The organism is Rhodanobacter sp. FW102-FHT14D06 (assembly GCF_043950705.1).
Classification (GTDB): Bacteria; Pseudomonadota; Gammaproteobacteria; order Xanthomonadales; family Rhodanobacteraceae; genus Rhodanobacter.
In genome coordinates, this window is record NZ_CP170722.1 from 4,041,489 (window position 1) to 4,063,332 (window position 21,844).

The following is a 21,844-nucleotide window of genomic DNA, read 5'->3' on the forward strand; positions in this document are numbered from 1 at the left end:
GCGTCACACGATCTTGAGCGCGGGATGCGCCAGGCGCGCGTGCAGGTCGTGTTCGCTGGCCGCCTCGACCACCACGTCCACGAACTGGCCCGGCTTCAGCTGCTGGCCGTCGGCGATCAGCACGCAGCCGTCGATCTCCGGCGCATCGGCGGCCGAGCGAGCCACCGCGCCGTCGACGCCGGCCTCGTCCACCAGCACCTTGAGCGTGCGGCCGATCTTGCGCTGCAGTTTGGCGGCGGAGATTTCCGCCTGCACCGCCATGAACTGTTCGAGGCGATCCTCCTTCAGCTCCTCGGACACCGCGCCGGGCAGCTCGTTGGCCTTGGCGCCGTCCACCGGCGAATAGGCGAACGCGCCCACGCGGTCCAGTTCGGCCTCGCGCAGGAAGTCCAGCAGCTCCTCGAACTCGGCATCGGTCTCGCCGGGGAAACCGACGATGAAGGTGCTGCGGATGGTCAGCTCCGGCACCAGCTCGCGCCAGTTCCGGATGCGCTCCAGCGTCTTGTCGATGTTGCCGGGGCGCTTCATCAATTTCAGGATGCGCGGGCTGGCGTGCTGGAACGGGATGTCGAGGTAGGGCAGGATTTTTCCCCCCGCCATCAGCGGCATCAGCTCGTCCACGTGCGGGTACGGGTAGACGTAGTGCAGGCGCGTCCACGCGCCGAGTTCGGACAGGCCTTCGCACAGCTCGGTCATGCGGGTGCGGTAGTTCTTCCCGCGCCACGGGCGCTCGGCGTACTTCACGTCGACGCCATAGGCGCTGGTGTCCTGCGAGATCACCAGCAGTTCCTTCACGCCGCCCCTGACCAGTTTCTCGGCCTCCACCAGCACCTCGTCGACCGGCCGCGAGACCAGGTTGCCGCGCATCGAGGGGATGATGCAGAAGCTGCAGCGGTGGTTGCAGCCCTCGGAAATCTTGAGGTACGCGTAGTGCTTCGGCGTCAGCTTCACGCCGGTGTCCGGCACGATGTCGAGGAACTTGTTGCGCGTGGGCGGCAACACCTCGTGCACCGCGCTCATCACGCTGGCGTAATCCTGCGGGCCGCTGATCGAGAGCACGTCCGGATATGCCTCGCGGATCAGCTCGGCGCGCTTGCCCAGGCAGCCGGTGACGATCACCTTGCCGTTCTCGTTGAGCGCGGTGCCGATCGAGTCCAGCGACTCCTGCACCGCCGCGTCGATGAAGCCGCAGGTGTTCACCACCACCGCGTCGGCCTCGCCGTAGCTGGGCACGATCTGGTAGCCCTCCACCTTGAGCTGGGTGAGGATGCGCTCGGAATCCACCAGCGCCTTGGGGCAACCGAGACTGACGAAGCCGATCTTCTGGGTGGGCTGGGGCATGGCGGACGGCTACCGTGGCAGGGCGCGAAAACGATTGATTATACGTGACGGCCACGCCCTCGCCGCTGCGGTTACCATCGCCGCATCGGCAACTGATCGAGGCAGAGCCATGGGCCAGGACATCACCATCCCCACCGGCGGCACCCATTGCATCGGCGCCTACATGGCCACCGCCGAGGGCAAGCCCAAGGGCGGCCTGGTGGTGATCCAGGAAATCTACGGCGTCACCGCGCACATCCGCCGGGTGGTCGACCACTTCGCCGCGCTCGGCTATACCGCGATCGCGCCCGCGTTCTTCGACCACCTGGAAAGCGGCGTGGAACTGGCCTATGACCAGGTGGGCACCAACAAGGGCCGCAACCTGGTCAACGAGCTGGGGCTGGAGCGTGCCGTCGAGGACGTCGCCAGCGCCGCCGAGGCCATTTCCTCGGCGGGGAAAATCGGCACGGTCGGCTACTGCTGGGGCGGCACCGTCGCCCTGCTCGCCGCGCTGCGCCTGGGGCTGCCGTCGGTGAGCTACTACGGCGCGCGCAACCTGCCGTTCCTGCACGAGGTGCCCAGGGCGCCGGTGATGTTCCATTTCGGCGAGAAGGATCAGAACATCACGCCGGAGATGGTGGAGAAACATCGCGTGGCGCTGCCGCAGATGGAACTGTTCACCTACCCGGCGGACCACGCGTTCAACCGCGATGGCAGCAAGGCGTATCACGAAGCCAGCGCCAAACTGGCGCTGCAGCGCACGCTGGCCTTCTTCGACAAGCACCTGGCCAACGCATGAGCGAGGCGTTCACCCTCGACCCGCGGCTGGCCGCCGACACCCGCCTGCTCGCCTCGCTGCCGCTGTGCGACGTGCGCCTGATGGATGACGCGCGCTACGGCTGGCTGGTGCTGGTGCCGCGCCGCGACGGCCTGGTCGAGATCGCCGACCTGGACGAGGGCGAACAGGCCACGCTGTGGCACGAAGTCAACCGCGCCGCCGCCGCCCTGCGTGCGGCGATGCCGTGCGACAAGCTCAACCTGGGCGCGCTGGGCAACATCGTGCGGCAGTTGCACGTGCACGTGGTGGCGCGTCGCGAGGGCGATGCCGGCTGGCCCGGCCCGGTGTGGGGCCACGGCCAGCGCGAGCCCTGCGCCGAAGTCGTGCTGCACGAGCGGATGACCGCGCTGCGGCAAGCACTCGCGGCGCCCGGCTAGCGTGCCGGCCGACGCGATCCAGTTCGAGCCGCTGGCCGAGGATGCGCTGCTGCTGCGCTTCGGCGACCGCATCGAGCCGGTGCTCAACGACCGCGTGCACGCCGCCGTGGCCGCGCTGCGGGATCTGCCTTCGCTGGAATGCGTGCCAGCCTATGCCAGCGTGCTGTTGCGATTCGCGCCGGCGGCGTGGCAAGGCGACGAGGCGGCGAGTGCGCACCAGCGCGTGGAACGGGCCGCGCGCATCGCGCTGGAAACCCGCCACGCGCCGGCCGGCGCTGGCCGCATACACGAAATCCCCGTGTGCTACGGCGGCCCGCACGGCCCGGATCTGGATGAACTGGCGCAGCACCTGGGCCTGTCCGGGACGGTGGTGGTGGCTCGCCACGTCGGCGTCGACTACCGCGTGGCGATGCTCGGCTTCGCGCCCGGCTTCCCCTACCTGCTGGGGCTCGATCCCACGCTGGCGATGCCGCGCCGACGCGACCCGCGCACCCGCGTGCCTGCCGGCAGCGTGGCGATCGGCGGCGCGCAGACCGGCATCTATCCGGCCGAACTGCCCGGCGGCTGGCATCTGATCGGGCGCACGCCGCTGCGCCTGTTCGACGCCGACGCAAGCGAACCTTCGCTGCTGGCCGCCGGCGACCGCGTGCGCTTCCGCGCGATCGACGCGGAGGAATTCGCCGACCTCGATGCGGCGCGGCGCCGATGAGCGTGCGCGTGCTCAAGCCCGGCCTGCTCGGCACGCTGCAGGATCGCGGCCGCCCCGGCCATGCAGCGATCGGCGTGGGCCGCGCCGGCGCGATGGACCTGCCGGCCTGGCGCCTGGCCAACGCGCTGGTCGGCAACCGCGGCGACGAGGCGGCGCTCGAATGCACCCTGCTCGGCCCGACCCTGCGCTTCGAACACGCGGCGTGGATCGCGATCACCGGTGCGCCGATCGCCGCCCGGGCCGGCGACACCGACTTGCCGACCTGGACAGCCTGCTGGCTGCCCGCCGGCAGCGTGCTGCAACTGGGCCGCATGGCCGCCGGCTGCCGCAGCTACCTGGCCGTGCGCGGGGGTTTCGACGTGGCCGCCGTGCTGGGCAGCCGCAGCAGCGACCTGCACGCCGGGCTCGGCCGCGCGCTGCGAACCGGCGACACGCTGCCGGTCGGCGCCACCGCCAGCAGCGCGGCGCCGGCGAACCATCCCCACGCCCTGCCATGGCGACTCGACCCGCGGCCATGGTTCGACTTCGCGCAAACGCCGCTCATGCTGCTGCCCGGCAGCCACCACGCGCAACTCGACGAGGCGTCGCGGCAAGCACTGCACATCGGCACTTTCCGCGTCGCCAGCGACAGCAACCGCACCGCCAGCCGTCTGGACGGCGCACGCCTGCAGTTGCGCGCGCCGCTGGAACTGATCTCCGAGGCAACCCTGCCCGGCACGATGCAACTGCCGCCGTCCGGCCAGCCGATCGTGCTGATGGCCGAGGCGCCGGTGACCGGCGGCTATCCGCGCATCGGCCAGCTTGCCGCGGCGGATCTTCCGCGCCTGGCGCAACGCCGGCCGGGCGATCCCGTATGCTTTCGCCGTGGCACACTGGAACAGGCTGCCGATCGCCTGCGGCGCCGCGAGCAGGCGCTCGACGCCCTGTGCCGGCAGATCGCGCGACGACTGCAACACGACGGACTCCTCCCCGCATGACTGGCCTTGCATGACGCGCATCGACCTCAATGGCGACCTCGGCGAATCGTTCGGCGCCTGGCGAATGGGCGAGGACGCTGCGCTGCTCGATGTGGTCAGCTCGGCCAACCTCGCCTGCGGCTTCCACGCCGGCGACTTCATGACCATGCAGCAGACCGTGGCCGCCGCGATGGAGCGCGGCGTGGCGATCGGCGCCCACGTCTCGCTGCCCGACCTGCAGGGCTTCGGCCGCCGCGAGATGCGCGTGACACCCGCCGAGGTGCACGCGATGACGCTGTACCAGCTCGGCGCGCTGCACGGCTTCGCTCACGCCGCCGGCACCCGGCTGAGCCACGTCAAGCCGCATGGCGCGCTGTACAACATGGCGGCACGCGATCGCGCGCTGGCCGATGCGATCGCCGCGGCGGTGTGCCAGTTCGACCCGCGCCTGCGGCTGTTCGGCCTGAGCGGATCGGCACTGGTCGACGCCGGCGCGGCGCAGGGCCTGGCGGTGGCCGCCGAGGCATTCGCCGACCGTCGCTACCGGCCGGATGGCACGCTGCAACCGCGCAGCGAAGCCGGTGCGGTGATCGACGATGCCGGACTGGCCACTGCGCAGGCCTTGCAGATCGCGCTCGACGGCACCGTCACCGCCATCGACGGCAGCACCATCGCCATGCGCGCCGACACGCTGTGCCTGCACGGCGACGGCGTACATGCCGCACGCCTGGCGCGCAGCCTGCGCGCCGGGCTGGAAGCGGCCGGGGTGACCATCACGGCAACAGGTGAGGCATGAACTACTGGCCCCTGCTCGGCGTGGCGGTGATCGTGATCGGCTTCGCGCTGCGCTTCAACGCGGTGCCGGTCGTGGTGGTGGCGGCCCTGGTCAGCGGACTGCTGGCGGGCCTGTCGGTGGCCGACCTGCTCGCCCTGCTGGGCAACAGTTTCGTGTCTCAGCGCATGCTGCTGCTGTTCGTGCTGACCTTGCCGGCGATCGGCCTGCTCGAGCGCGCCGGCCTGCGCGAACACGCCCAGCGCTGGATGGCGCGATTGCAGAACCTGACCCTGGCGCGGCTGCTGATCGGCTACCTGCTGCTGCGCCAGTTGCTGGCCACGATGGGCCTGACCGGCGTGGCCGGCGCGGCGCAGACCGTGCGCCCGCTGCTGGCGCCGATGGGCGAGGCCGCGGCGCAGAAGATCCTGCCCGAGCTGGACCAGGACGATCGCGAGGAGCTGCGCGCGGTCGCTGCGGCCACCGACAACATCGGCCGCTTCTTCGGCGAGGACGTGTTCATCGCGCTGGGCGCGGTGCTGCTGATCCAGGCCTTCTACACCCAGCATGGCATCGAGCTGAGTCCGCTGGCGATCGCCTTGTGGGCCCTGCCCACGGCAGTGGCCGCGTTCGTCATCCAGTCGGTACGCATCTGGCTGTATCAGCGCCGGCTGCAACGACGCGCCGCCCGCCGCGAGCGGGGCGCCTGAGCATGCTGCGGATCGAACACGCGTACTGGCTGATCGCCGCCTTCCTGCTCTACAGCGGCTGGCGCAATTTGCGCGACGGCCACCGCTGGCATGCCGCCTTCTGGATCGTGCTGGGCTTGCTGTTCGGCGCCGGGGATTTCATCCTGGCGCAGTCGGCGGCCGGCAACGCCCTGCCCGCGCAGATCGCCGGCATCGGCGTGATCGCACTGGCCTGCCTGGCGCCGCGGCTGCGCCGCCAGGCGCATCCGGAAAACCGCAGCGCCGAACAACGCCTGCAGTCGGCGATCGAACTCGGCCACCGGCTGTTCGGGCCAGCCCTGCTGATTCCGCTGGTGACCCTGCTGGTGGCGTTGTTCGGCGGCTACCTGGTGATCGGGCAGTTCGCACTGTTCGCCCAGTCGCAGATGACGCTGACCGGGCTGGCGCTGGCCTGCGTGATCGCCCTGCTGGCCGCCGCAAGGGTGGCGCGCACGCCGGTGCACGAAGGTGTGGCCGAGGGCCGGCGACTGCTCGATGCGATCGGCTGGGCCGCCTTGCTGCCGCTGCTGCTCGCGGCGCTTGGCCAGGTGTTCACGCGGAGCGGCGTGGGCGCGGCGATCGCCGAGATCGCCACCGATTTCCTGCCCACCGGCAACGCCACCGCGGCACTGGCGGTGTTCGCGCTGGGCATGGTGCTGTTCACCGTCATCATGGGCAACGCGTTTGCCGCCTTTCCGGTGATGATGGCCGGCATCGGCCTGCCGCTGCTGATCCAGCAGCACGGCGCGCACCCGGCGATCCTCGGCGCGATGGGCATGCTGTGCGGCTACTGCGGCACCCTGCTGACGCCGATGGCGGCCGACTTCAACCTGGTGCCGGCGGCGCTGCTGGAATTGCGCAACCCCTACGGCGTGATCAAGGCGCAGGCCTGGAGCGCGCTGTGGATCTTCGCCAGCACGTTCACCATGATGTGGCTGCTGGTGTTTCGATGAACGCGCGAGGCCCGATGAGCAAAACCCTGCCACGTATCCTGTTGACCGGCTTCGACCCGTTCGGCGGCGAGACGGTCAACCCCTCGTGGGAAGCCGCGCGCGCCCTGCACGGACGGCGCATCGGCGGGCACCGGGTGGTGGCGCGGCAAATCCCGACCGAGTTCGCCGCCTCGCTGCGCCTGCTCAAGGCCGCCCTGCGGGAAACGACGCCGGCGATCGTGCTGGGCGTGGGCCAGGCTGGCGGGCGCGCGCAGTTGTCGCTGGAACGCGTGGCGATCAACCTGCAGGATGCGCGGATTCCCGACAACGCCGGCGCCCAACCGATCGACGAACCGGTGATCCCCGGCGCGCCCGCGGCCTACTTCAGCACCCTGCCGCTGAAGGCGATGCTGGCGGCCCTGCACGAGGCCGGACTGCCCGCCGCGATCTCGCACACGGCCGGCACCTACGTGTGCAACCACCTCGCCTACGCGGCGCTGCACTGGAGCGCGCCCAAGCGCCGCGTGCGCGCCGGCTTCATCCACATCCCGTGGCTGCCGCTGCAGGCCGCATCGCGGCCCGGCGCGCCCAGCATGGCACTGGACGACATGGTGCGCGGCCTGGAGATCGCGCTGCGGGTGGCGGCCGTCACGCACGCCGACCTGCGCCTCGGCGGCGGCACGATCGCCTGATCGCCGTTCGACAAAAAGCCCGCGGCTCGCGCCACGGGCTTTTCGCGGTGCCGCGGTCGCGGCGGTTCAGTGCTGCTGCGAGGGCTCGTAGCCGCCGCCGTCGCTGGACGGCTGCGCGCGCTGCTGGTGGTCCTCCAGCTTGCGCGCCTTGACGTCGACCGGGCTGATCTGGGTGAGGCGGCCCTTGTGGTCGAAGAAATACGCGGCAAAGCCGTAGTCGATCGACATGCGGGCCAGATACTGCAGATGCTTCTTGCCGACCTTGGCCTCGTCACTGTCGATCAACAGCACTTTCGCGGGCAGCTTGCCCTGGTCGCGCAGGTAGGCGAAGTGACTGCCGGCGTCGAGCGCCGAGAGCACCGCGCCATCGATCAGGAATTGCCCGTCCTTGTACGCCTGCATGGTCAGGCTGAATTCGCCCTTCATCGACGCCGCCAGGTGCTGCTCGTTCTTGACCTGGTTGCGGTGGCAACCGGCCAGCAGCAACACGCTGCCCAGCACGATCGCGGCGGACATGCGGACAAGCAGGGTGGACATTCGGCTCATGCAGCTCTCCCGGAAGGCGTCGTGGCAACGGTGAAGTCTAGCAGTCCGTGGCGCCGACGGCGGTTGCCGCGCGCCGCCGTTCAGGCAGGCGAGGTCAGGTACGCGGCAGGGTCACGCCCTGCTGGCCCTGGTACTTGCCGCCACGGTCCTTGTAGCTGGTCTCGCACTCCTCGTCGGACTCGAAGAACAGCATCTGCGCCACGCCCTCGTTGGCGTAGATCTTCGCCGGCAGCGGCGTGGTGTTGGAGAACTCGAGCGTCACGTGCCCCTCCCACTCCGGTTCCAGCGGCGTCACGTTGACGATGATGCCGCAGCGCGCGTAGGTGCTCTTGCCCAGGCACACCACCAGCACGTTGCGCGGGATGCGGAAGTACTCCACCGTGCGCGCCAGCGCGAACGAGTTGGGCGGGATGATGCACACGTCCGAGGCCACGTCGACAAAACTGTTCGGGTCGAATGCCTTGGGATCGACGATGGTCGAGTTGATGTTGGTGAAGATCTTGAACTCGCGCGCACAACGCACGTCGTAGCCGTAGCTGGAGGTGCCGTAGGAAACGATGCGCCCGCTGTCGTTCTGCTTGACCTGGCCCGGCTCGAACGGCTCGATCATGCCCTGGCCCTGGGCCATGCGGCGGATCCACTTGTCGGATTTGATGCTCACGCGCTCTCCGGTCGATTGCGGGCAGCCCGAACCAACCGGGCGCAAAGCGGCAAAAATACATGGTCGGGGTACCGCCACGCCAGCCGGCTGGCCTTCGTCACCCGTAGGAGCCCGCTCGCGGGCGATACTCTTGCGAACCCCGAATCCCGGCCAGGAGCATCGCCCGCCAGCGGGCTCCTACGGGCGGGGTGGAAGCTCGGCCAGGAGGTCCAGCGCTTCCTGCAATTCCGCGCAGCGTTCCGCGCTGGCCAGCACCTGCGCCGCGGTGCAGCCGGCGCCCGGCAATGCCACCGGCACGGGCCGTGCCGTCAGCAACCGGGCCGACATGGTGAACAGGATCTCGGCCAGTGCCTCCTGCGCATGGTGCGAACCGCGCGCGGCCGTGTTCAACAGCAACACCGGCTTGCCGGGAAACTCCAGGCTGCCGACCAGCCAGTCGAGCAGGTTCTTGAACGCGCCGGGCACGCCGTGGGCGTATTCGGGACAGGCGATCAGCAACGCATCCGCGGCGCCGACTGCTTCGCGCAACGCCAGCACCGATGGCGGCAACGGATCGACCTCGTCATCCGGATTGAACAGCGGCAGCGCGCCCGGCGTGTCGTGCAACACCAGTTCGAGCGGTGCCGTGGCCAATTGGCACGCGGCTTCCAGCGCGGCGCGATTCGACGATACCCGGCGCAAGCTGCCGCACAGGCACAGCACGCGCCGCGCCACCCTCATGCCGCGGGCACGCCCTGCACCACGATCTTGCCCAGGCCCAGCGACTTGTTGCGCGGCTGGCGCGACAGCCGGCCGGCGGTATTGCGGGCGATCTCGCGGTAGCGGGCAGCAAGGTCGGAATCGGGGATCGCCGCCACCGTGGGGTTGCCGCCATCGGTCTGCTCGCGGATGCGGATGTCCAGCGGCAGCGAGCCGAGGTAGGCCGCGCCGTACTGCGTGGCCATGCGCTCGCCGCCGCCTTCACCGAAGATGTTCTCCTCGTGGCCGCAGTTGGAGCAGACATGGGTGGCCATGTTCTCCACCACGCCCAGCACCGGCACCTCGACCTTCTCGAACATCTTCAGCGCCTTGCGCGCGTCCAGCAGGGCGATGTCCTGCGGCGTGGTGACGATGACCGCGCCAGCCACCGGCACTTTCTGCGACAGCGTGAGCTGGATATCGCCGGTGCCCGGAGGCAGGTCGATGACCAGGTAGTCGAGCTGTTCCCAGCGGGTGTCGGTGATCAGCTGCATCATCGCCTGGGTCACCATCGGGCCGCGCCAGATCATCGGCGTGTCCTCTTCGACGAGGAAGCCGATCGACATCACCGGCATGCCGTGCGCCTGCATCGGCAGGATGCTCTTGCCATCGGGCGAGGCGGGCTTGCCGTGCACGCCGAGCATGGTGGGCTGGCTGGGGCCGTAGATGTCCGCGTCCATCACGCCCACCTTCGCGCCCTCGGCCTGCAGCGCCAGCGCCAGGTTGGCCGACACGGTGGACTTGCCCACGCCGCCCTTGCCCGAGGCGACCACGATGATGTTCTTCACGTTCGGCAGCGGCCCCAGCGTGCCCTGCACCTTGTGCACGTGGATGCGGCTGGTGATCGACACCGTCGCCGACTCGATGCCCGGATCGGCCTGCAACGCCTCGCGCACCCGCGCGGTGATCGCTCCGATCGCGCTGGCGGCGGGATAACCAAGCTGCAGGTCCACCGAAACCCGGCCGCCGTCGACGCCCACGGCGCGCACGGCCTCGCCCAGCGGGGCACCGGTGTGGGTGTCGATCAGCCCGCCCAGGATCTGGCGGACCAGGGCTTCATTCACCTGCGTCATGTCGGTTCGGTCGTCGAGAGAGACGCCCATTATGCCAGCGCGCCGCAGACGGCCGGCTGACACAGATCAGCGCCTCACCGGCGCACCGGCAGCCATGGCGCAATGCAGCTTGACGACCTCGCCGAACCTCGCCAGTCTCGATTCCATACGCTTTCGTACGGGAGAGACGCCATGAAGTCAGCACGACGCTTTGCCTTCGCCACCTGCCTGCTGCTCGCCGCCGGTTCGGCACTGGCCGCCAACGACACCCCCGTGGGCAACTGGAAAACCATCGACGACGAAAGCGGCCAGGCCAAGTCGATCGTGCAGATCACCGACGAGAATGGCGAGCTGAAGGCCACCATCGTCAAGCTGCTCAACCGCAGCCCGTCGGATATCGCCCGCGACGGCGAGGTGGCGCTGTGCAAGAAGTGCGACGGCGAGCGCAAGGACAAGCCGATCGAAGGCATGAACATCATGTGGGGCGTGCACCAGGATGGCGACGTCTGGAGCGGCGGTCACATCCTCGACCCGAAGACCGGCAAGGTCTACAAGGTGAAGCTGTCGATGCTCGACGGCGGCCAGAAGCTCAACGTGCGCGGCTACATCGGCTTTTCCTGGGTCGGCCGCTCGCAGCAGTGGGAACGCCAGCCCTGACCTCGCCATGCCGTAGTTGAAAACGCCCCGGATCCGTCACGTGATCCGGGGCGTTTTCATGTGGCGAAGCTCAGCCTGCCGCGGCCCGATGCACGCTGACGCCACGCGCGCTGAACACGGCGCGCAGCGAACGTCCCACAGCATGCTCTACCACCAGGTGCTGTACGTCGGTGATCGGGGCGATCCGGTGCGTGGCCGCGGCGCCCAGCTTTTCACTGGTGGCCACCACCACGGTCTCGCCGCTGGCCTCGATCATCGCCCGCTTCAGCAGCGATTCCTCGCTGTCGAAACCCCACAGGCCGCTGTCCGCATCGATCGCACAGGCACCGGGAAAACACAGGTCGGCGCGGATGCGGCGCAACTCCTCCAGCGTCTGCGCGCCGACGGCGCCGCCGATCCGCGGATCGACGCGGCCGCCCAGCAGCAGGATCTCGAAGCCCTCCCGCTCGACCAGCGCCAGCGCGATGTCCGGTGCGTTGGTGATCACCGTGAGGCCCAGGCGCTCGGGTAATGCGGCGGCAATCGCGGCATTGGTGGAACCGGCGTCGATTAGTAATACCTGCCCCTCGCGCACCAGACTCACCGCCGTGCGCGCCAGGGTCAGCTTGCGCCCGACCTGCTCGCCCCGCCGCTGCTTCAACGGGGCGACCGCCGCCGACACCGGCAGGGCGCCACCGTAGACGCGCCTGCACAAGCCCTGCGCCGCCAGTTCGCGCAAGTCGCGGCGGATCGAATCCTCGGACGCGGAAAACTCCACCGCCAGCTCGGCAGCCACCACCCGGCCGCGGCTGCGCAGGCGTTGCAGGATGCCTTGCTGGCGCTCCTGCGGCAGCATCTCGATGGGAGACTGCGGCTTAGCCATGCGGCAGGACTCCCGCCTCGTCGAGTTGAGTACGCAGGCACGTCGCGTCATGGAACAGCAGGCCGTGCATGCCCAGCCGGCAGGCGGCCGCGACATTGCGCGGCGCGTCGTCGATGTAGATCGTACGGGCCGGCTGCAGGCCGAAGCGCGCCAGCATCCGCCGGAAAATTTCGGGATCGGGCTTGACCAGCCGCTCCTCGCCGGACACCACGATGCCGGCAAACCACTGCAGGAAATCGAAGCGCCGCCGCGCCACCGGAAAGGTCTCCTGCGACCAGTTTGTCAGCGCATACAGCGGCACGCCGCTCCTGCGCAACTCGTCGAGCACCGCCACGCTGCCGGCGATCGGACCGCCGAGCATTTCATGCCAGCGCACGTGATAGGCCTCGATCCACGCGGCGTGCTGCGGTTGCTGCGCAATCAGCATGGCGGTGGCCTCGGCCCAGTTGCGCCCGGCATCCTGCTGTTCGTTCCACTCGGGGCTGCATACCTCGGCCAGGAAGCGCTCGACCGCGGCGGCATCGTCCGACAACTGGCGGAACAGGTAACGCGGGTTCCAGTCGATCAGCACGCCGCCGAGATCGAATACCACAGTATCGAAGCGACTCACGAGCGCACCAGCCGTGCCGATGCGGCGACCAGCAACAGCAGCCCAGCGACAATCGTCAACGCCACGGCCAGGTTGCTGGCCTGGGCCAGGAAGCCGATCACCGCCGGACCGCTGAGCAGGCCCGCGTAGCCCAGCGTGGTCACCGCGGCGATGGCGAGGCCGGGCGAGATGCCCGGCAACCGACCGGCCGCACCGAACATCACCGGCACGATGTTGGCGGCGCCCAGGCCCACCAGCACGAAACCGAACAGTGCCGTCGCCGGCCACGGCAGCAGCGTGGCGAGCAGGAAGCCGGCCGCCGCCACGCATGCACCCGTGCGCACCGTCCGCATCGGGCCAAAACGCGCGATCGCGCGATCACCGCTCAACCGGCCCAGCGCCATCGCCACCGAGAACGCGGCATAGCCGATGCCTGCCGACGCCGCCGCCAGCCCGCGGAAATCGCGCAGGAACACGGCACTCCAGTCCAGCATCGAACCCTCGGCGAGAAAACTGATGAAGCACAACAGGCCCAGCACCAGCACGATGCCGCGCGGCATGGGGAACGGCACCGGATGCGCGCCGCTGTCCGCCACCTCGTCAAGCAGGCGCGGCCATTGCGTCAGCACGATCACCGCCAGCAGCAACGACACGACCAGCGCGCTGGCCGTCAGCGACACGCCCAGCGCGAGCATCACGCTCACGCCCGCCGCGCCGACCAGGCCACCGACGCTGAACAGGCCATGGAAACCCGACATCAACGGCCGCCCCGCGCGGCGCTCCACCCCCACCGCATGCGCGTTCATCGCCACGTCCACCGTACCCAGCGCCACGCCGAAATACAACAAGGCCCCCGCCAGTGCCAACGTGCCGGGCGCCAGCGCCAGCAACGGCAGCGCCAGGCAAAGCATCAACCCGCCCACCCCGATCACGCGGCGACTGCCGAAGCGATGGGTGAGCCACCCCACCACCGGCATCGCCACCATCGAGCCACCGCCGAATGCCAGCAGCACCAGCCCCAGCTCGGCATCGTCCAGGCCCAGCCGCGTCTTGGCGTAGGGCACCATGGGCGCCCACGCCGCCATGCCGATGCCGGACATGAGGAAGATCAGGCGCGTGGCGAGGATCGCCGGCGAAAGCTCATCGCGGTGCTTCGCCAGCAGGAAATCATCACTCGTGTGCACGACAGACTCGCGTAACCTAATGCGCATAAATATACAAAATCATGCATAAACGTACAATGACCCGGGCCGCCGGCGCACCACCGACGCTCGCTCAATGGCGCTGGACGGCCGTGGCATAATGCGCGGCCACCATCGGAAACGCATGCCGTCATGAGTCGTCGCCTGCTCGTCACCCACGCCCTGCCCTACGCGAACGGTCCGCTGCACCTGGGCCACATGCTGGGCTACATCCAGGCCGACATCTGGGTGCGTGCGCAGCGGATGATGGGCAACGAGGTGCATTTCGTGGCGGCGGACGACGCGCACGGCACGCCGATCATGCTGGCCGCCGAGAAGGCCGGGATGACGCCGGAGGCCTTCATCGCGGGCATCCGGGCAGGTCATGAAGCCGATTTCGGCGATTTCCACTTCAGCTTCGACCACTACCACACGACCCACTCGGACGAGAATCGCGAGCTGGCCTCGCTGATCTACACGCGCCTGCGCGACAGCGGCTGCATCGCCAGGCGCAACATCCAGCAGCTGTTCGATCCCGAGAAGCAGATGTTCCTGCCGGACCGCTACATCAAGGGCACCTGCCCGAAATGCGGCACGCCGGAGCAGTACGGCGACAACTGCGAAAACTGCGGCGCCACCTATGCGCCCACCGACCTGATCAACCCGTATTCGGTGATGTCCGGCGCCACCCCGGTGCTGCGCGATTCGGAGCACTACTTCTTCGAGCTGGGCAAGTTCGAATCGCTGCTGCGCGACTGGTTCGCCGGCAAGTTCACCGAAGGCAAGCCGGTGGCCGACAGCGGCGTCGCCGCCAAGCTGCGCGAATGGCTGGATGGCGGCCTGAAGGACTGGGACATCTCGCGTGACGCGCCCTACTTCGGCTTCCCGATCCCCGACGCGCCGGGCAAGTTCTTCTACGTGTGGCTGGATGCGCCGGTCGGCTACCTGGCCAGCTTCAAGGCGCTGTGCGACAGGACCGGCCTGAAGTTCGACGACTTCCTCGGCCCCGACAGCACCGCCGAGATGCATCACTTCATCGGCAAGGACATCATCAACTTCCACGGCCTGTTCTGGCCGGCGATGCTGCATGGCGCGGGTTTCCGCACGCCCACCGCGTTGCACGTCAACGGCTACCTGACGGTGAACGGAGCCAAGATGTCCAAGTCGCGCGGCACCTTCATCCAGGCGCGCACCTATCTCGACGCCGGCATCCACCCGGAATTCCTGCGCTACAACTTCGCCACCATGCTCAGCGCGGCGCCGGTCGACGTGGACCTCGATCTGAAGGCATTCGAGGAACGGGTCAACTCGCACCTGATCGGCAAGTGGGTGAACATCGCCAGCCGCACCGCCGGCTTCGTGCAGAAGTTTTTCGACGGCAGGCTGGCCGACCGTTTCGAGGCGGAGGAAGCGGCGCTGTGGCAGACCCTGCTGTCGCACTACGACGGCGTCGACGCGTTGTACGACACCGGCGAGTTCGCCGAGGTGACTCGTCGTTTCGTCGCCATCGCCGACCTGGTCAACGGCTACATCGCCACCAGGGCGCCGTGGCTGATCGCCAAGGACGACGCCCGCCGCGCCGAACTGCAGCAGGTCTGCACGCTGGCCCTGCACGGCTTCCGCCTGCTGTCCGGCTTGCTCAAGCCAGTGCTGCCGGCCACCGTGGCAGCCGCCGAACAATTCCTCGCCGCCCCCATCGCCAGCTTCGACGACGCCCGCCGCGAACTGCACGGCCACCGCGTCAACACCTTCGAGCCGCTGCTGGCCCGCCTCGATGCCAAGCGCATCGAGGCGATGGTCGAGGCCTCCAGGGAATCGCTTGGCGCATCCGTTCCCGCCGCGCCGGCTGCCCCGGCGAAGAAATCCATGAACGACAAGTCGAAATCTGCCGTGACGAACCCCGAATCCGGGATCCACCGTCCCGAGCCTGTCGAAGGGGCGAATCCCGGCCTCATCTCCATCGACGACTTCGCCAAGCTCGACCTGCGCATCGGCAAGGTCACCACCTGCGAATTCGTGGAAGGCTCGGACAAGCTGCTGCGCTTCGAACTGGACGCCGGCGAACTCGGCAAGCGGCAGATCTTCTCCGGCATCCGCGCCGCCTACGCCGAACCGGAAAAACTGGTCGGCCGCAACGTGGTGTTCATCGCCAACCTGGCCCCGCGCAAGATGCGCTTCGGCCTGTCCGAAGGCATGATCCTGTCCGCCGGCGACGGCGGCAGCGACCTGTTTCTTCTCGATGCCGACCAGGGCGCCAGGCCCGGCGCCAGCGTGCGCTGACACGCAGGGCGGGCACTGCCCGCCTTACGGCGAGCGACCCGCAGGAGCGCACGCGGTGCGCTCCCGCCCTCGATCCAGCGGACCGTTCACTGCCTCGTGTAGGTCACGAAGAAGCCGACCAGGTCGCCGTTCTCGTTGTACGGCGCCATGTCCACGTAGCGGTAGCCGCGCGCGGCGTAGTCGGCGTGGGATTTCGTGAGCTGGTTCGCCATGTGCTTCTTGCGGAAACCCAGCGTGGCGTCGACGAAGACGGTCACCGTGTCGGCGGTGGCGCTCGATTGCGCCTGCGCCGTGCCGGCATGGGTCAGGAGGATCGAGCCGCCGGCACCGAGCACGGCAGCCAGCAACAGGGAGGCGAGGAACGACGGTTTCATGGCGACACTCCAACAAGTGATCGGCAATTGCGGGACAATGGGCGTCGATTATCGCCCACCCCGCACCGCGCATGAGTGATCCCATCGCCGTCCTGGCCGACCGCATCGACGCGCTGCTGCCGCAGACGCAGTGCGAGCAATGCGGCTACCACGGCTGCCGGCCGTATGCCGAGGCGATCGCGCGTGGCGAGGCGGCGATCAACCGCTGCCCGCCCGGCGGCGCGGCGGGCATCGCGAAACTGGCGAACTTGCTGGGCCAGCCACCGCTGCCGCTGGACCCCGCCTGCGGCATCGAGAAGCCACGCATGCTTGCGCGCATCGTGGAAGCCGATTGCATCGGCTGCACCAAATGCATCCAGGCCTGCCCGGTCGACGCCATCATCGGCGCGCCGAAACTGATGCACACCGTGCTCGCCGACGATTGCACCGGTTGCGAGCTGTGCGTGCCGGCGTGCCCGGTGGATTGCATCGAACTGGTGCCGATGCCGATGGGGCAGATCGATCAGGCGCACGCGGATGCCGCACGCACGCACTTCCAGCGCCGCGGCGCCCGGCTGGCGCGCGAACGCGCCGAGCGTGACGCCGAGCTGGCCGCACGCAAGGCCGCGGTGGATACCGCCGCGTCGACCAATCCGGTGCTGGCGGCGCTGGCACGCGCGAAGGCGAAGAAATCCTCATGAAGCGCGCCGACGTGGTGGAACTGTTCACGCGCCTGCGCGAACTCGACCCGCATCCGACCACCGAGCTGCTGTACGGCACTCCGTTCGAGTTGCTGGTGGCGGTGGTGCTGTCGGCGCAGGCCACCGACGTTGGCGTGAACAAGGCAACCCGCAAGCTCTTTCCGGTGGCGAACACGCCGCAGGCCATCCTCGACCTCGGCGAGGATGGGCTGAAGCGCTACATCAGCACGATCGGCCTGTTCAACGCCAAGGCCAAGAACGTGATCGCGCTGTGCCGGCTGCTGATCGAGCAGCACGGCGGCGAGGTGCCGCGTACCCGCGAGGCGCTGGAAGCGCTGCCCGGCGTGGGCCGCAAGACCGCCAACGTGGTGCTCAATACCGCCTTCGGCGAGCCGACCATCGCGGTCGACACGCACATCTTCCGCGTCGCCAACCGCACCGGGTTGGCGCCCGGCAAGGACGTGCGCACGGTGGAGGACAAGCTGGTCAAGGTGATCCCGGCCGAGTTCAGGCAGGACGCCCACCACTGGCTGATCCTGCACGGGCGCTACGTGTGCAAGGCGCGCAAGCCGGATTGCCCGCACTGCGTGATCCGCGATCTGTGTCGTTACAAGCACAAGACGCCGGCGGAGTAGTTCCCGGTCGAACGCGCGCGGCACTGCCCGCCGCCTTTCATCCCGATCACGCGCCATCGTCGAGCGTCAACTTGCTGCGGAACCGACGCGGTTCGCCCGACAACGGATCGACGAACGCCAACTCCCGCGCCAGCAACTTCAGCGGCCGCCGATGATCGTCCGCGGCCGCCTCCGTCAGCTCGGGATAGAACGCATCGTTGCGGATCGGCGCACCGAGCGCCGCCATGTGGACCCGCAACTGATGCTTGCGCCCGGTCACCGGATGCAGCGCATAGCGCCAGTCGGTGTCGCCGCGCTCGATCACCTCGATGCGCGTCTCGCTGTTGGGCTCACCCTCGACCTCGGCCATGCGGAAGAACGGCTCGCCCTGCACGATGCGCGTACGCCGGTAGAGCGGAAAAACCCCTGCCGGCAAGGCCGGGGCGAACGCCTCGTAGCACTTGTCGATGCGCCGCTCGCGAAACAGGGCCTGATAAGCCGCGCGGCTGGCGGGATTCGCCGAAAACAGCACCAGTCCGGCGGTGGCGCGGTCGATCCGGTGCAGCGGCACGAGCTGCGGATTGTCGAGCCGGCGGATCAATCGCCGCAGCAGGGTCTGCTCGACAAAACCTCCGGCCGGAGTCACCGGCAGGAAGTGCGGCTTGTCCGCCACCACCAGGTGTTCATCCGCGTGCAATACCGTCTCGACGAACGGTATCTCCGCCTCGTCCGCCACCTCGCGGTAGTAGTGGAGGCGCATTCCCGCGCGGTACGGCACCTGCGCGTCGATCGCCACGCCATCCCCGTCCAGCACGCGGCCGCGCGCGATCCGATCCAGCCATTGCGCGCGACTGATCGCGGGAAAGTGCGCGCACAGCGCGTCGAGCGCGCTTCGCCAGGGCCCTGGCGGCAGGTGCACCGTGCTGGCGCCGCGGTCAGGACGGAAAGGAACGTTCGGCATGATCGGGCCAGTCTAGCCGCAGGTCGGCGGCAGGTCGGCGCCATGCCGCGTACAATGGTCGGCTGTTGTCCTCCGGCATGCGCATGGCACTCAACTCCACCATCTACAAGGTCGAACTGCAGATCAGCGACATGGACCGGCATTACTACGCCACCCATGCGCTGACCCTGGCGCGCCACCCGTCGGAAACCGAGGAGCGCCTGATGGTGCGGCTGCTCGCGTTCGCCATGCATGCGGACGAGCGGCTGGAGTTCGGCAAGGGCCTCAGCGACGAGGACGAGCCGGCGCTGTGGCGCAAGGCGTATACCGACGAGATCGAGTTGTGGATCGACGTGGGCCAGCCCGACGAGACGCGCGTCCGCAAGGCCTGCGGCCGTGCGCGCCAGGTGGTGGTGATCAATTACGGCGGCAACGCGGCGGAGCTCTGGTGGAACCGCCACGCCGCCACGCTGGCTCGCCACCGCAATCTCAGCGTGCTGGACATCAGCGCCGACACCGTCGCCGCACTGGTCACCCTGCTGCAGCGGGGCATGCGCCTGCAGGTGCTGATCCAGGACGGCCAGCTGCAACTGATGAACGATGCCGACGCGGTGGCGGTCGATCCGCAGATCCGCATGGCGAGCGCCGAAGCGGTGAGCTGACCGGCATGTCGGCTGCTGGTCCGCTATCGCCGGCACGGCGGCAGCCTGACCCGTGCGAGCTCACCGCGGCAGGCACGCGCCGGTCGATTGCCGGATAATCGCGGCTCCCTCAAGAAAAACCCGACCCGGTTCTCGCCCCGACGAAAGTCGGAATGCCAAACCCGAGACTTGATCGGGACATCCGCTGCCCCTTGCCCAGGAGTCTTTCCATGCGCTGGTTGCTTTCCCTGTTCGCCCTGATTTCGCTCGCCGCCTGCTCGGCGCCGGCGCCGCAACAAACCCGCGGCAGCGTGGACCAGCTCACCGTCGTCGACAGCAAAATCGGCACCGGCACCGAGGCTGTGGCGGGCATGAAGATCACCGTGCACTACACCGGCTGGCTGTATGACGAAACCGCCGGCAACAAGCACGGCAGCCAGTTCGACAGCTCGCGCGATCATGGCGAGCCGTTCTCCTTCGTGCTCGGCGCCGGCAACGTCATCGCCGGCTGGGACCAGGGCGTGGCCGGCATGCGCGTGGGCGGCAAGCGCACCCTGCTGATCCCCGCCGCGCTGGGCTACGGCGCGCGCGGCGCCGGCGACGACATCCCGCCGAACGCCTCGCTGGTGTTCGACGTTGAGCTTTTGGACGTCCAGAAGCCCTGAGGCGGCTCGGCCACCGGCGGGCAGCGCCCGCCATCGTGATTGGCGACCCACCGGGCGCTCCTACAATTCCCGCTCCGCCGCTTCCCTGCCCTGCTGGCGGATGATCGCTTCCTCGCGGGCGTCGATGATCGACTGCATCACGCTGTCGACGTCGGCGATGTGCTCGTCGAACTCGAACCGGCCGGTCAGTTCGGTATCGGGATGCAGCTCGCCCAGTTCGTACAGCGCCCACATCTCCTCGCCGTAGTGGGTGTCCAGCAGCTCGGGCGCGAAGCGCGACAGGCTGATGGTGATATTGCCCACGTCACGCCGCAGCATCGTGCGCGCGCTGTTGTTGCCCGCCGCGCTGACCGCCTGCGGCAGGTCGATGATGACCGGGCCGTGCGGGCCGACCAGCACGTTGTACTCGGACAGGTCGCCATGGATCAGCCCCACGCACAGCATGCGGGCCACCTGCTGCATCAGGAAGCGGTGATACGCGCGCGCCTCGTCGGCGGACAGTTCGACCTCGCCGAGCCGCGGCGCGGAATGGCCGTCCGCATCGGTGACCAGTTCCATCACCAGCACGCCGTTGAAGTAGCCGTACGGCCGCGGCACGCGCACGCCGGCGGCGGCCAGCTGGTACAGGGCGTCGACCTCGGCATTCTTCCATGCCTCCTCGGCCTCGCGGCGGCCGAACTTCGTCGCCTTGCCCATCGCCCGCGCCTGTCGGCTGCCGCGTACCTTGCGCCCTTCCTGGTATTGCACGCGCGCCTGGAAGCTGCGCTGGGCCATGTCCTTGTAGACCTTGGCGCAGCGCACCTCGTCGCCGCAGCGCACGACATACACCGAGGCTTCCTTGCCGCTCTTGAGCGGCCTGAGCACCTGGTCGATCATGCCGTCGTCGATCAGCTCCTGCAGGCCCTTGGGGGTTTTCATCGGTGGCGTGGCTTCAATGCGTCGACGGGGGAACGCCCATTATGGCCGACGCCGACCGCATCCGTGGCGAAGCTCATGCCTCGCGTGCCGCCGCGGCGATCTCGAACGAATGTCGTCGCGCCGCGTGCTCGAAGATGTTGGCGGTCAGCATCAACTCGTCCGGCCGGTGGCGGGCCACGAAGGCCGCGATGCCCTCCTTCACCGTGACCGCATCGCCGACCACCGCGCAGGCCAGCGCGCGCTCGACCATCAGCTTCTCCGGCGGCGTCCAGTACGCCTCGATGTCGTCGATCGGCAGCGGGATCAGGCCGGGCTTGCCGCGACGCAGGTTGATGAAGCTCTGCTGCTGGGTGGTGAACAATCGCCGCGCCTCGGCGTCGCTGTCGGCGGCGACCACGTTGATGCCGAGCATCGCATACGGCTGCTGCAACCGCGCCGAGGGCACGAAGTTGCGCCGATACAACGCCAGCGCCTCGTCCATCGCATCCGGCGCGAAGTGCGAGGCGAACGCGAACGGCAACCCCATCTGCGCCGCCAGCCGCGCACTGAACAGGCTCGACCCCAGCAGCCACACCGGCACCTCGATGCCGGCGCCGGGCACCGCGCGCACCGGCTGGCCGGGCTGCGCCGGCTCGAAATAGCCAAGCAGCTCCAGCACGTCCTGCGGGAACGCGTCGGCGCTGTCGAAGTAGCGGCGCAGCGCCCGCGCCGTGGGCTGGTCGGTGCCCGGCGCACGCCCCAGGCCCAGGTCGATGCGGCCCGGATGCAGCGAGGCCAGCGTGCCGAACGCCTCGGCCACCTGCAACGGCGCGTGGTTGGGCAGCATGATGCCGCCGGCGCCCACGCGGATCGTCGAGGTGCCGGCGGCGACATGACCGATCAGCACGGCGGTGGCCGCGCTGGCGATGCCGGGCATGTTGTGGTGCTCGGCCAGCCAGTAGCGCCGGTAGCCGAGCCGTTCTCCCAGCTGCGCCAGGTCCAGCGTGTTGCGGAAGGCCTGGCCCGCGTCGCTGCCTTCGGTGATCGGGGCCAGGTCGAGGATGGAAAATGGAATCATGGCGCAATCCCGGATGACGGAAGCACCCTATCTGGGGGCGAACCGGTTCATTGCCAGCCACAGCC

26 protein-coding genes are annotated in these 21,844 nt (G+C 68.9%); 14 read left to right on the forward strand and 12 right to left on the reverse strand.

Annotated features, from left to right (window positions below):
* Positions 1-3: 3 nt before the first annotated feature.
* Complete coding sequence (gene rimO, locus ACFCQI_RS18365) at positions 4-1,341, reverse strand: 30S ribosomal protein S12 methylthiotransferase RimO (protein ID WP_395119069.1); 1,338 nt, start codon at positions 1,339-1,341, stop codon at positions 4-6.
* A gap of 109 nt (positions 1,342-1,450) precedes the next feature.
* On the opposite strand from rimO, the gene ACFCQI_RS18370 reads away from it, so the two are divergent.
* Genes ACFCQI_RS18370 through pcp form a run of 8 tightly spaced genes read left to right on the forward strand, consistent with a single transcriptional unit; the run spans position 1,451 to position 7,324 of the window.
* A complete protein-coding gene (locus ACFCQI_RS18370) occupies positions 1,451-2,119 on the forward strand; it encodes a dienelactone hydrolase family protein (RefSeq protein ID WP_395119071.1) in 669 nt (222 codons plus the stop codon).
* A complete protein-coding gene (locus ACFCQI_RS18375) occupies positions 2,116-2,535 on the forward strand; it encodes an HIT domain-containing protein (protein WP_395119073.1) in 420 nt (139 codons plus the stop codon). The genes ACFCQI_RS18370 and ACFCQI_RS18375 overlap by 4 nt, the downstream gene beginning before the upstream one ends.
* A 1-nt stretch (position 2,536) precedes the next feature.
* On the forward strand, positions 2,537-3,244 hold the full coding sequence (gene pxpB, locus ACFCQI_RS18380) for a 5-oxoprolinase subunit PxpB (RefSeq protein WP_395119075.1): 708 nt from the start codon (positions 2,537-2,539) through the stop codon (positions 3,242-3,244).
* Entirely contained in the window at positions 3,241-4,221 is a 981-nt protein-coding gene (locus ACFCQI_RS18385) for a biotin-dependent carboxyltransferase family protein (RefSeq protein ID WP_395119077.1), read from the forward strand. Before pxpB ends, ACFCQI_RS18385 begins: the two co-directional genes overlap by 4 nt.
* Positions 4,222-4,231: 10 nt before the next feature.
* Positions 4,232-4,996, forward strand: coding sequence for a LamB/YcsF family protein (locus ACFCQI_RS18390; RefSeq protein ID WP_395119079.1), 765 nt, complete (start codon positions 4,232-4,234; stop codon positions 4,994-4,996).
* Positions 4,993-5,682: a DUF969 domain-containing protein gene (locus ACFCQI_RS18395; RefSeq protein WP_395119081.1), complete on the forward strand. Its 690-nt coding sequence runs from the start codon at positions 4,993-4,995 to the stop codon at positions 5,680-5,682. The genes ACFCQI_RS18390 and ACFCQI_RS18395 overlap by 4 nt, the downstream gene beginning before the upstream one ends.
* A 2-nt stretch (positions 5,683-5,684) precedes the next feature.
* Positions 5,685-6,653 carry a 5-oxoproline transporter, DUF979 family subunit gene (locus ACFCQI_RS18400; RefSeq protein WP_395119083.1) on the forward strand — a complete coding sequence of 323 codons (969 nt, stop codon included), beginning with the start codon at positions 5,685-5,687 and terminating at the stop codon, positions 6,651-6,653.
* 14 nt (positions 6,654-6,667) lie between these two features.
* On the forward strand, positions 6,668-7,324 hold the full coding sequence (gene pcp, locus ACFCQI_RS18405) for a pyroglutamyl-peptidase I (protein WP_395119085.1): 657 nt from the start codon (positions 6,668-6,670) through the stop codon (positions 7,322-7,324).
* Positions 7,325-7,390: 66 nt separating this feature from the next.
* Here pcp and ACFCQI_RS18410 read toward each other — a convergent pair whose 3' ends face one another.
* The 4 genes from ACFCQI_RS18410 to apbC all read right to left on the reverse strand — a co-directional run bounded on the left by ACFCQI_RS18410 (position 7,391) and on the right by apbC (position 10,342).
* Entirely contained in the window at positions 7,391-7,870 is a 480-nt protein-coding gene (locus ACFCQI_RS18410; RefSeq protein WP_395119087.1) for a hypothetical protein, read from the reverse strand.
* Positions 7,871-7,964: 94 nt separating this feature from the next.
* Positions 7,965-8,531, reverse strand: coding sequence for a dCTP deaminase (gene dcd, locus ACFCQI_RS18415; protein ID WP_395119089.1), 567 nt, complete (start codon positions 8,529-8,531; stop codon positions 7,965-7,967).
* Between the two features lie 177 nt (positions 8,532-8,708).
* On the reverse strand, positions 8,709-9,251 hold the full coding sequence (locus tag ACFCQI_RS18420) for an NADPH-dependent FMN reductase (RefSeq protein ID WP_395119091.1): 543 nt from the start codon (positions 9,249-9,251) through the stop codon (positions 8,709-8,711).
* Complete coding sequence (gene apbC / locus ACFCQI_RS18425; RefSeq protein ID WP_395119093.1) at positions 9,248-10,342, reverse strand: iron-sulfur cluster carrier protein ApbC; 1,095 nt, start codon at positions 10,340-10,342, stop codon at positions 9,248-9,250. Before apbC ends, ACFCQI_RS18420 begins: the two co-directional genes overlap by 4 nt.
* Positions 10,343-10,513: 171 nt before the next feature.
* On the opposite strand from apbC, the gene ACFCQI_RS18430 reads away from it, so the two are divergent.
* A complete protein-coding gene (locus tag ACFCQI_RS18430; RefSeq protein WP_395119095.1) occupies positions 10,514-10,978 on the forward strand; it encodes a DUF2147 domain-containing protein in 465 nt (154 codons plus the stop codon).
* Positions 10,979-11,048: 70 nt separating this feature from the next.
* On the opposite strand, the gene ACFCQI_RS18435 is transcribed toward ACFCQI_RS18430, so the two are convergent.
* The 3 genes from ACFCQI_RS18435 to ACFCQI_RS18445 are packed head-to-tail and all read right to left on the reverse strand — an operon-like array spanning position 11,049 to position 13,529.
* A complete protein-coding gene (locus ACFCQI_RS18435) occupies positions 11,049-11,840 on the reverse strand; it encodes a DeoR/GlpR family DNA-binding transcription regulator (RefSeq protein WP_395119097.1) in 792 nt (263 codons plus the stop codon).
* Entirely contained in the window at positions 11,833-12,450 is a 618-nt protein-coding gene (locus tag ACFCQI_RS18440; RefSeq protein WP_395119099.1) for an HAD family hydrolase, read from the reverse strand. Before ACFCQI_RS18440 ends, ACFCQI_RS18435 begins: the two co-directional genes overlap by 8 nt.
* Positions 12,447-13,529, reverse strand: coding sequence for an MFS transporter (locus tag ACFCQI_RS18445; RefSeq protein WP_395121405.1), 1,083 nt, complete (start codon positions 13,527-13,529; stop codon positions 12,447-12,449). Before ACFCQI_RS18445 ends, ACFCQI_RS18440 begins: the two co-directional genes overlap by 4 nt.
* A 234-nt stretch (positions 13,530-13,763) precedes the next feature.
* Here ACFCQI_RS18445 and metG point away from each other — a divergent pair, with 234 nt between their 5' ends.
* The gene (gene metG, locus ACFCQI_RS18450) at positions 13,764-15,890 is read left to right on the forward strand and encodes a methionine--tRNA ligase (RefSeq protein ID WP_395119102.1); all 2,127 of its coding nucleotides are present in this window, start codon (positions 13,764-13,766) and stop codon (positions 15,888-15,890) included.
* Between the two features lie 86 nt (positions 15,891-15,976).
* Here the strand turns inward: metG and ACFCQI_RS18455 are convergent, their stop codons facing one another.
* Entirely contained in the window at positions 15,977-16,264 is a 288-nt protein-coding gene (locus tag ACFCQI_RS18455; RefSeq protein WP_395119104.1) for a hypothetical protein, read from the reverse strand.
* A 71-nt stretch (positions 16,265-16,335) separates the two neighbouring features.
* Here ACFCQI_RS18455 and rsxB point away from each other — a divergent pair, with 71 nt between their 5' ends.
* Positions 16,336-16,944, forward strand: coding sequence for an electron transport complex subunit RsxB (gene rsxB, locus ACFCQI_RS18460; RefSeq protein WP_395119106.1), 609 nt, complete (start codon positions 16,336-16,338; stop codon positions 16,942-16,944).
* Entirely contained in the window at positions 16,941-17,579 is a 639-nt protein-coding gene (gene nth / locus ACFCQI_RS18465) for an endonuclease III (protein ID WP_395119108.1), read from the forward strand. The genes rsxB and nth overlap by 4 nt, the downstream gene beginning before the upstream one ends.
* Positions 17,580-17,625: 46 nt before the next feature.
* Here nth and ACFCQI_RS18470 read toward each other — a convergent pair whose 3' ends face one another.
* Entirely contained in the window at positions 17,626-18,519 is an 894-nt protein-coding gene (locus ACFCQI_RS18470; protein ID WP_395119110.1) for a pseudouridine synthase, read from the reverse strand.
* Between the two features lie 83 nt (positions 18,520-18,602).
* Here ACFCQI_RS18470 and ACFCQI_RS18475 point away from each other — a divergent pair, with 83 nt between their 5' ends.
* Both ACFCQI_RS18475 and ACFCQI_RS18480 read left to right on the forward strand, forming a co-directional pair.
* Entirely contained in the window at positions 18,603-19,160 is a 558-nt protein-coding gene (locus tag ACFCQI_RS18475; RefSeq protein WP_395119112.1) for a YaeQ family protein, read from the forward strand.
* Between the two features lie 209 nt (positions 19,161-19,369).
* Entirely contained in the window at positions 19,370-19,804 is a 435-nt protein-coding gene (locus tag ACFCQI_RS18480) for an FKBP-type peptidyl-prolyl cis-trans isomerase (protein ID WP_395119114.1), read from the forward strand.
* A gap of 60 nt (positions 19,805-19,864) precedes the next feature.
* Here the strand turns inward: ACFCQI_RS18480 and ACFCQI_RS18485 are convergent, their stop codons facing one another.
* Both ACFCQI_RS18485 and ACFCQI_RS18490 read right to left on the reverse strand, forming a co-directional pair.
* The gene (locus ACFCQI_RS18485) at positions 19,865-20,722 is read right to left on the reverse strand and encodes a PA4780 family RIO1-like protein kinase (RefSeq protein ID WP_395119116.1); all 858 of its coding nucleotides are present in this window, start codon (positions 20,720-20,722) and stop codon (positions 19,865-19,867) included.
* A gap of 73 nt (positions 20,723-20,795) precedes the next feature.
* Positions 20,796-21,779 (reverse strand): LLM class flavin-dependent oxidoreductase, encoded by a 984-nt coding sequence (locus ACFCQI_RS18490; protein ID WP_395119118.1) that lies wholly within the window; start codon positions 21,777-21,779, stop codon positions 20,796-20,798.
* Positions 21,780-21,844 lie beyond the last annotated feature (65 nt).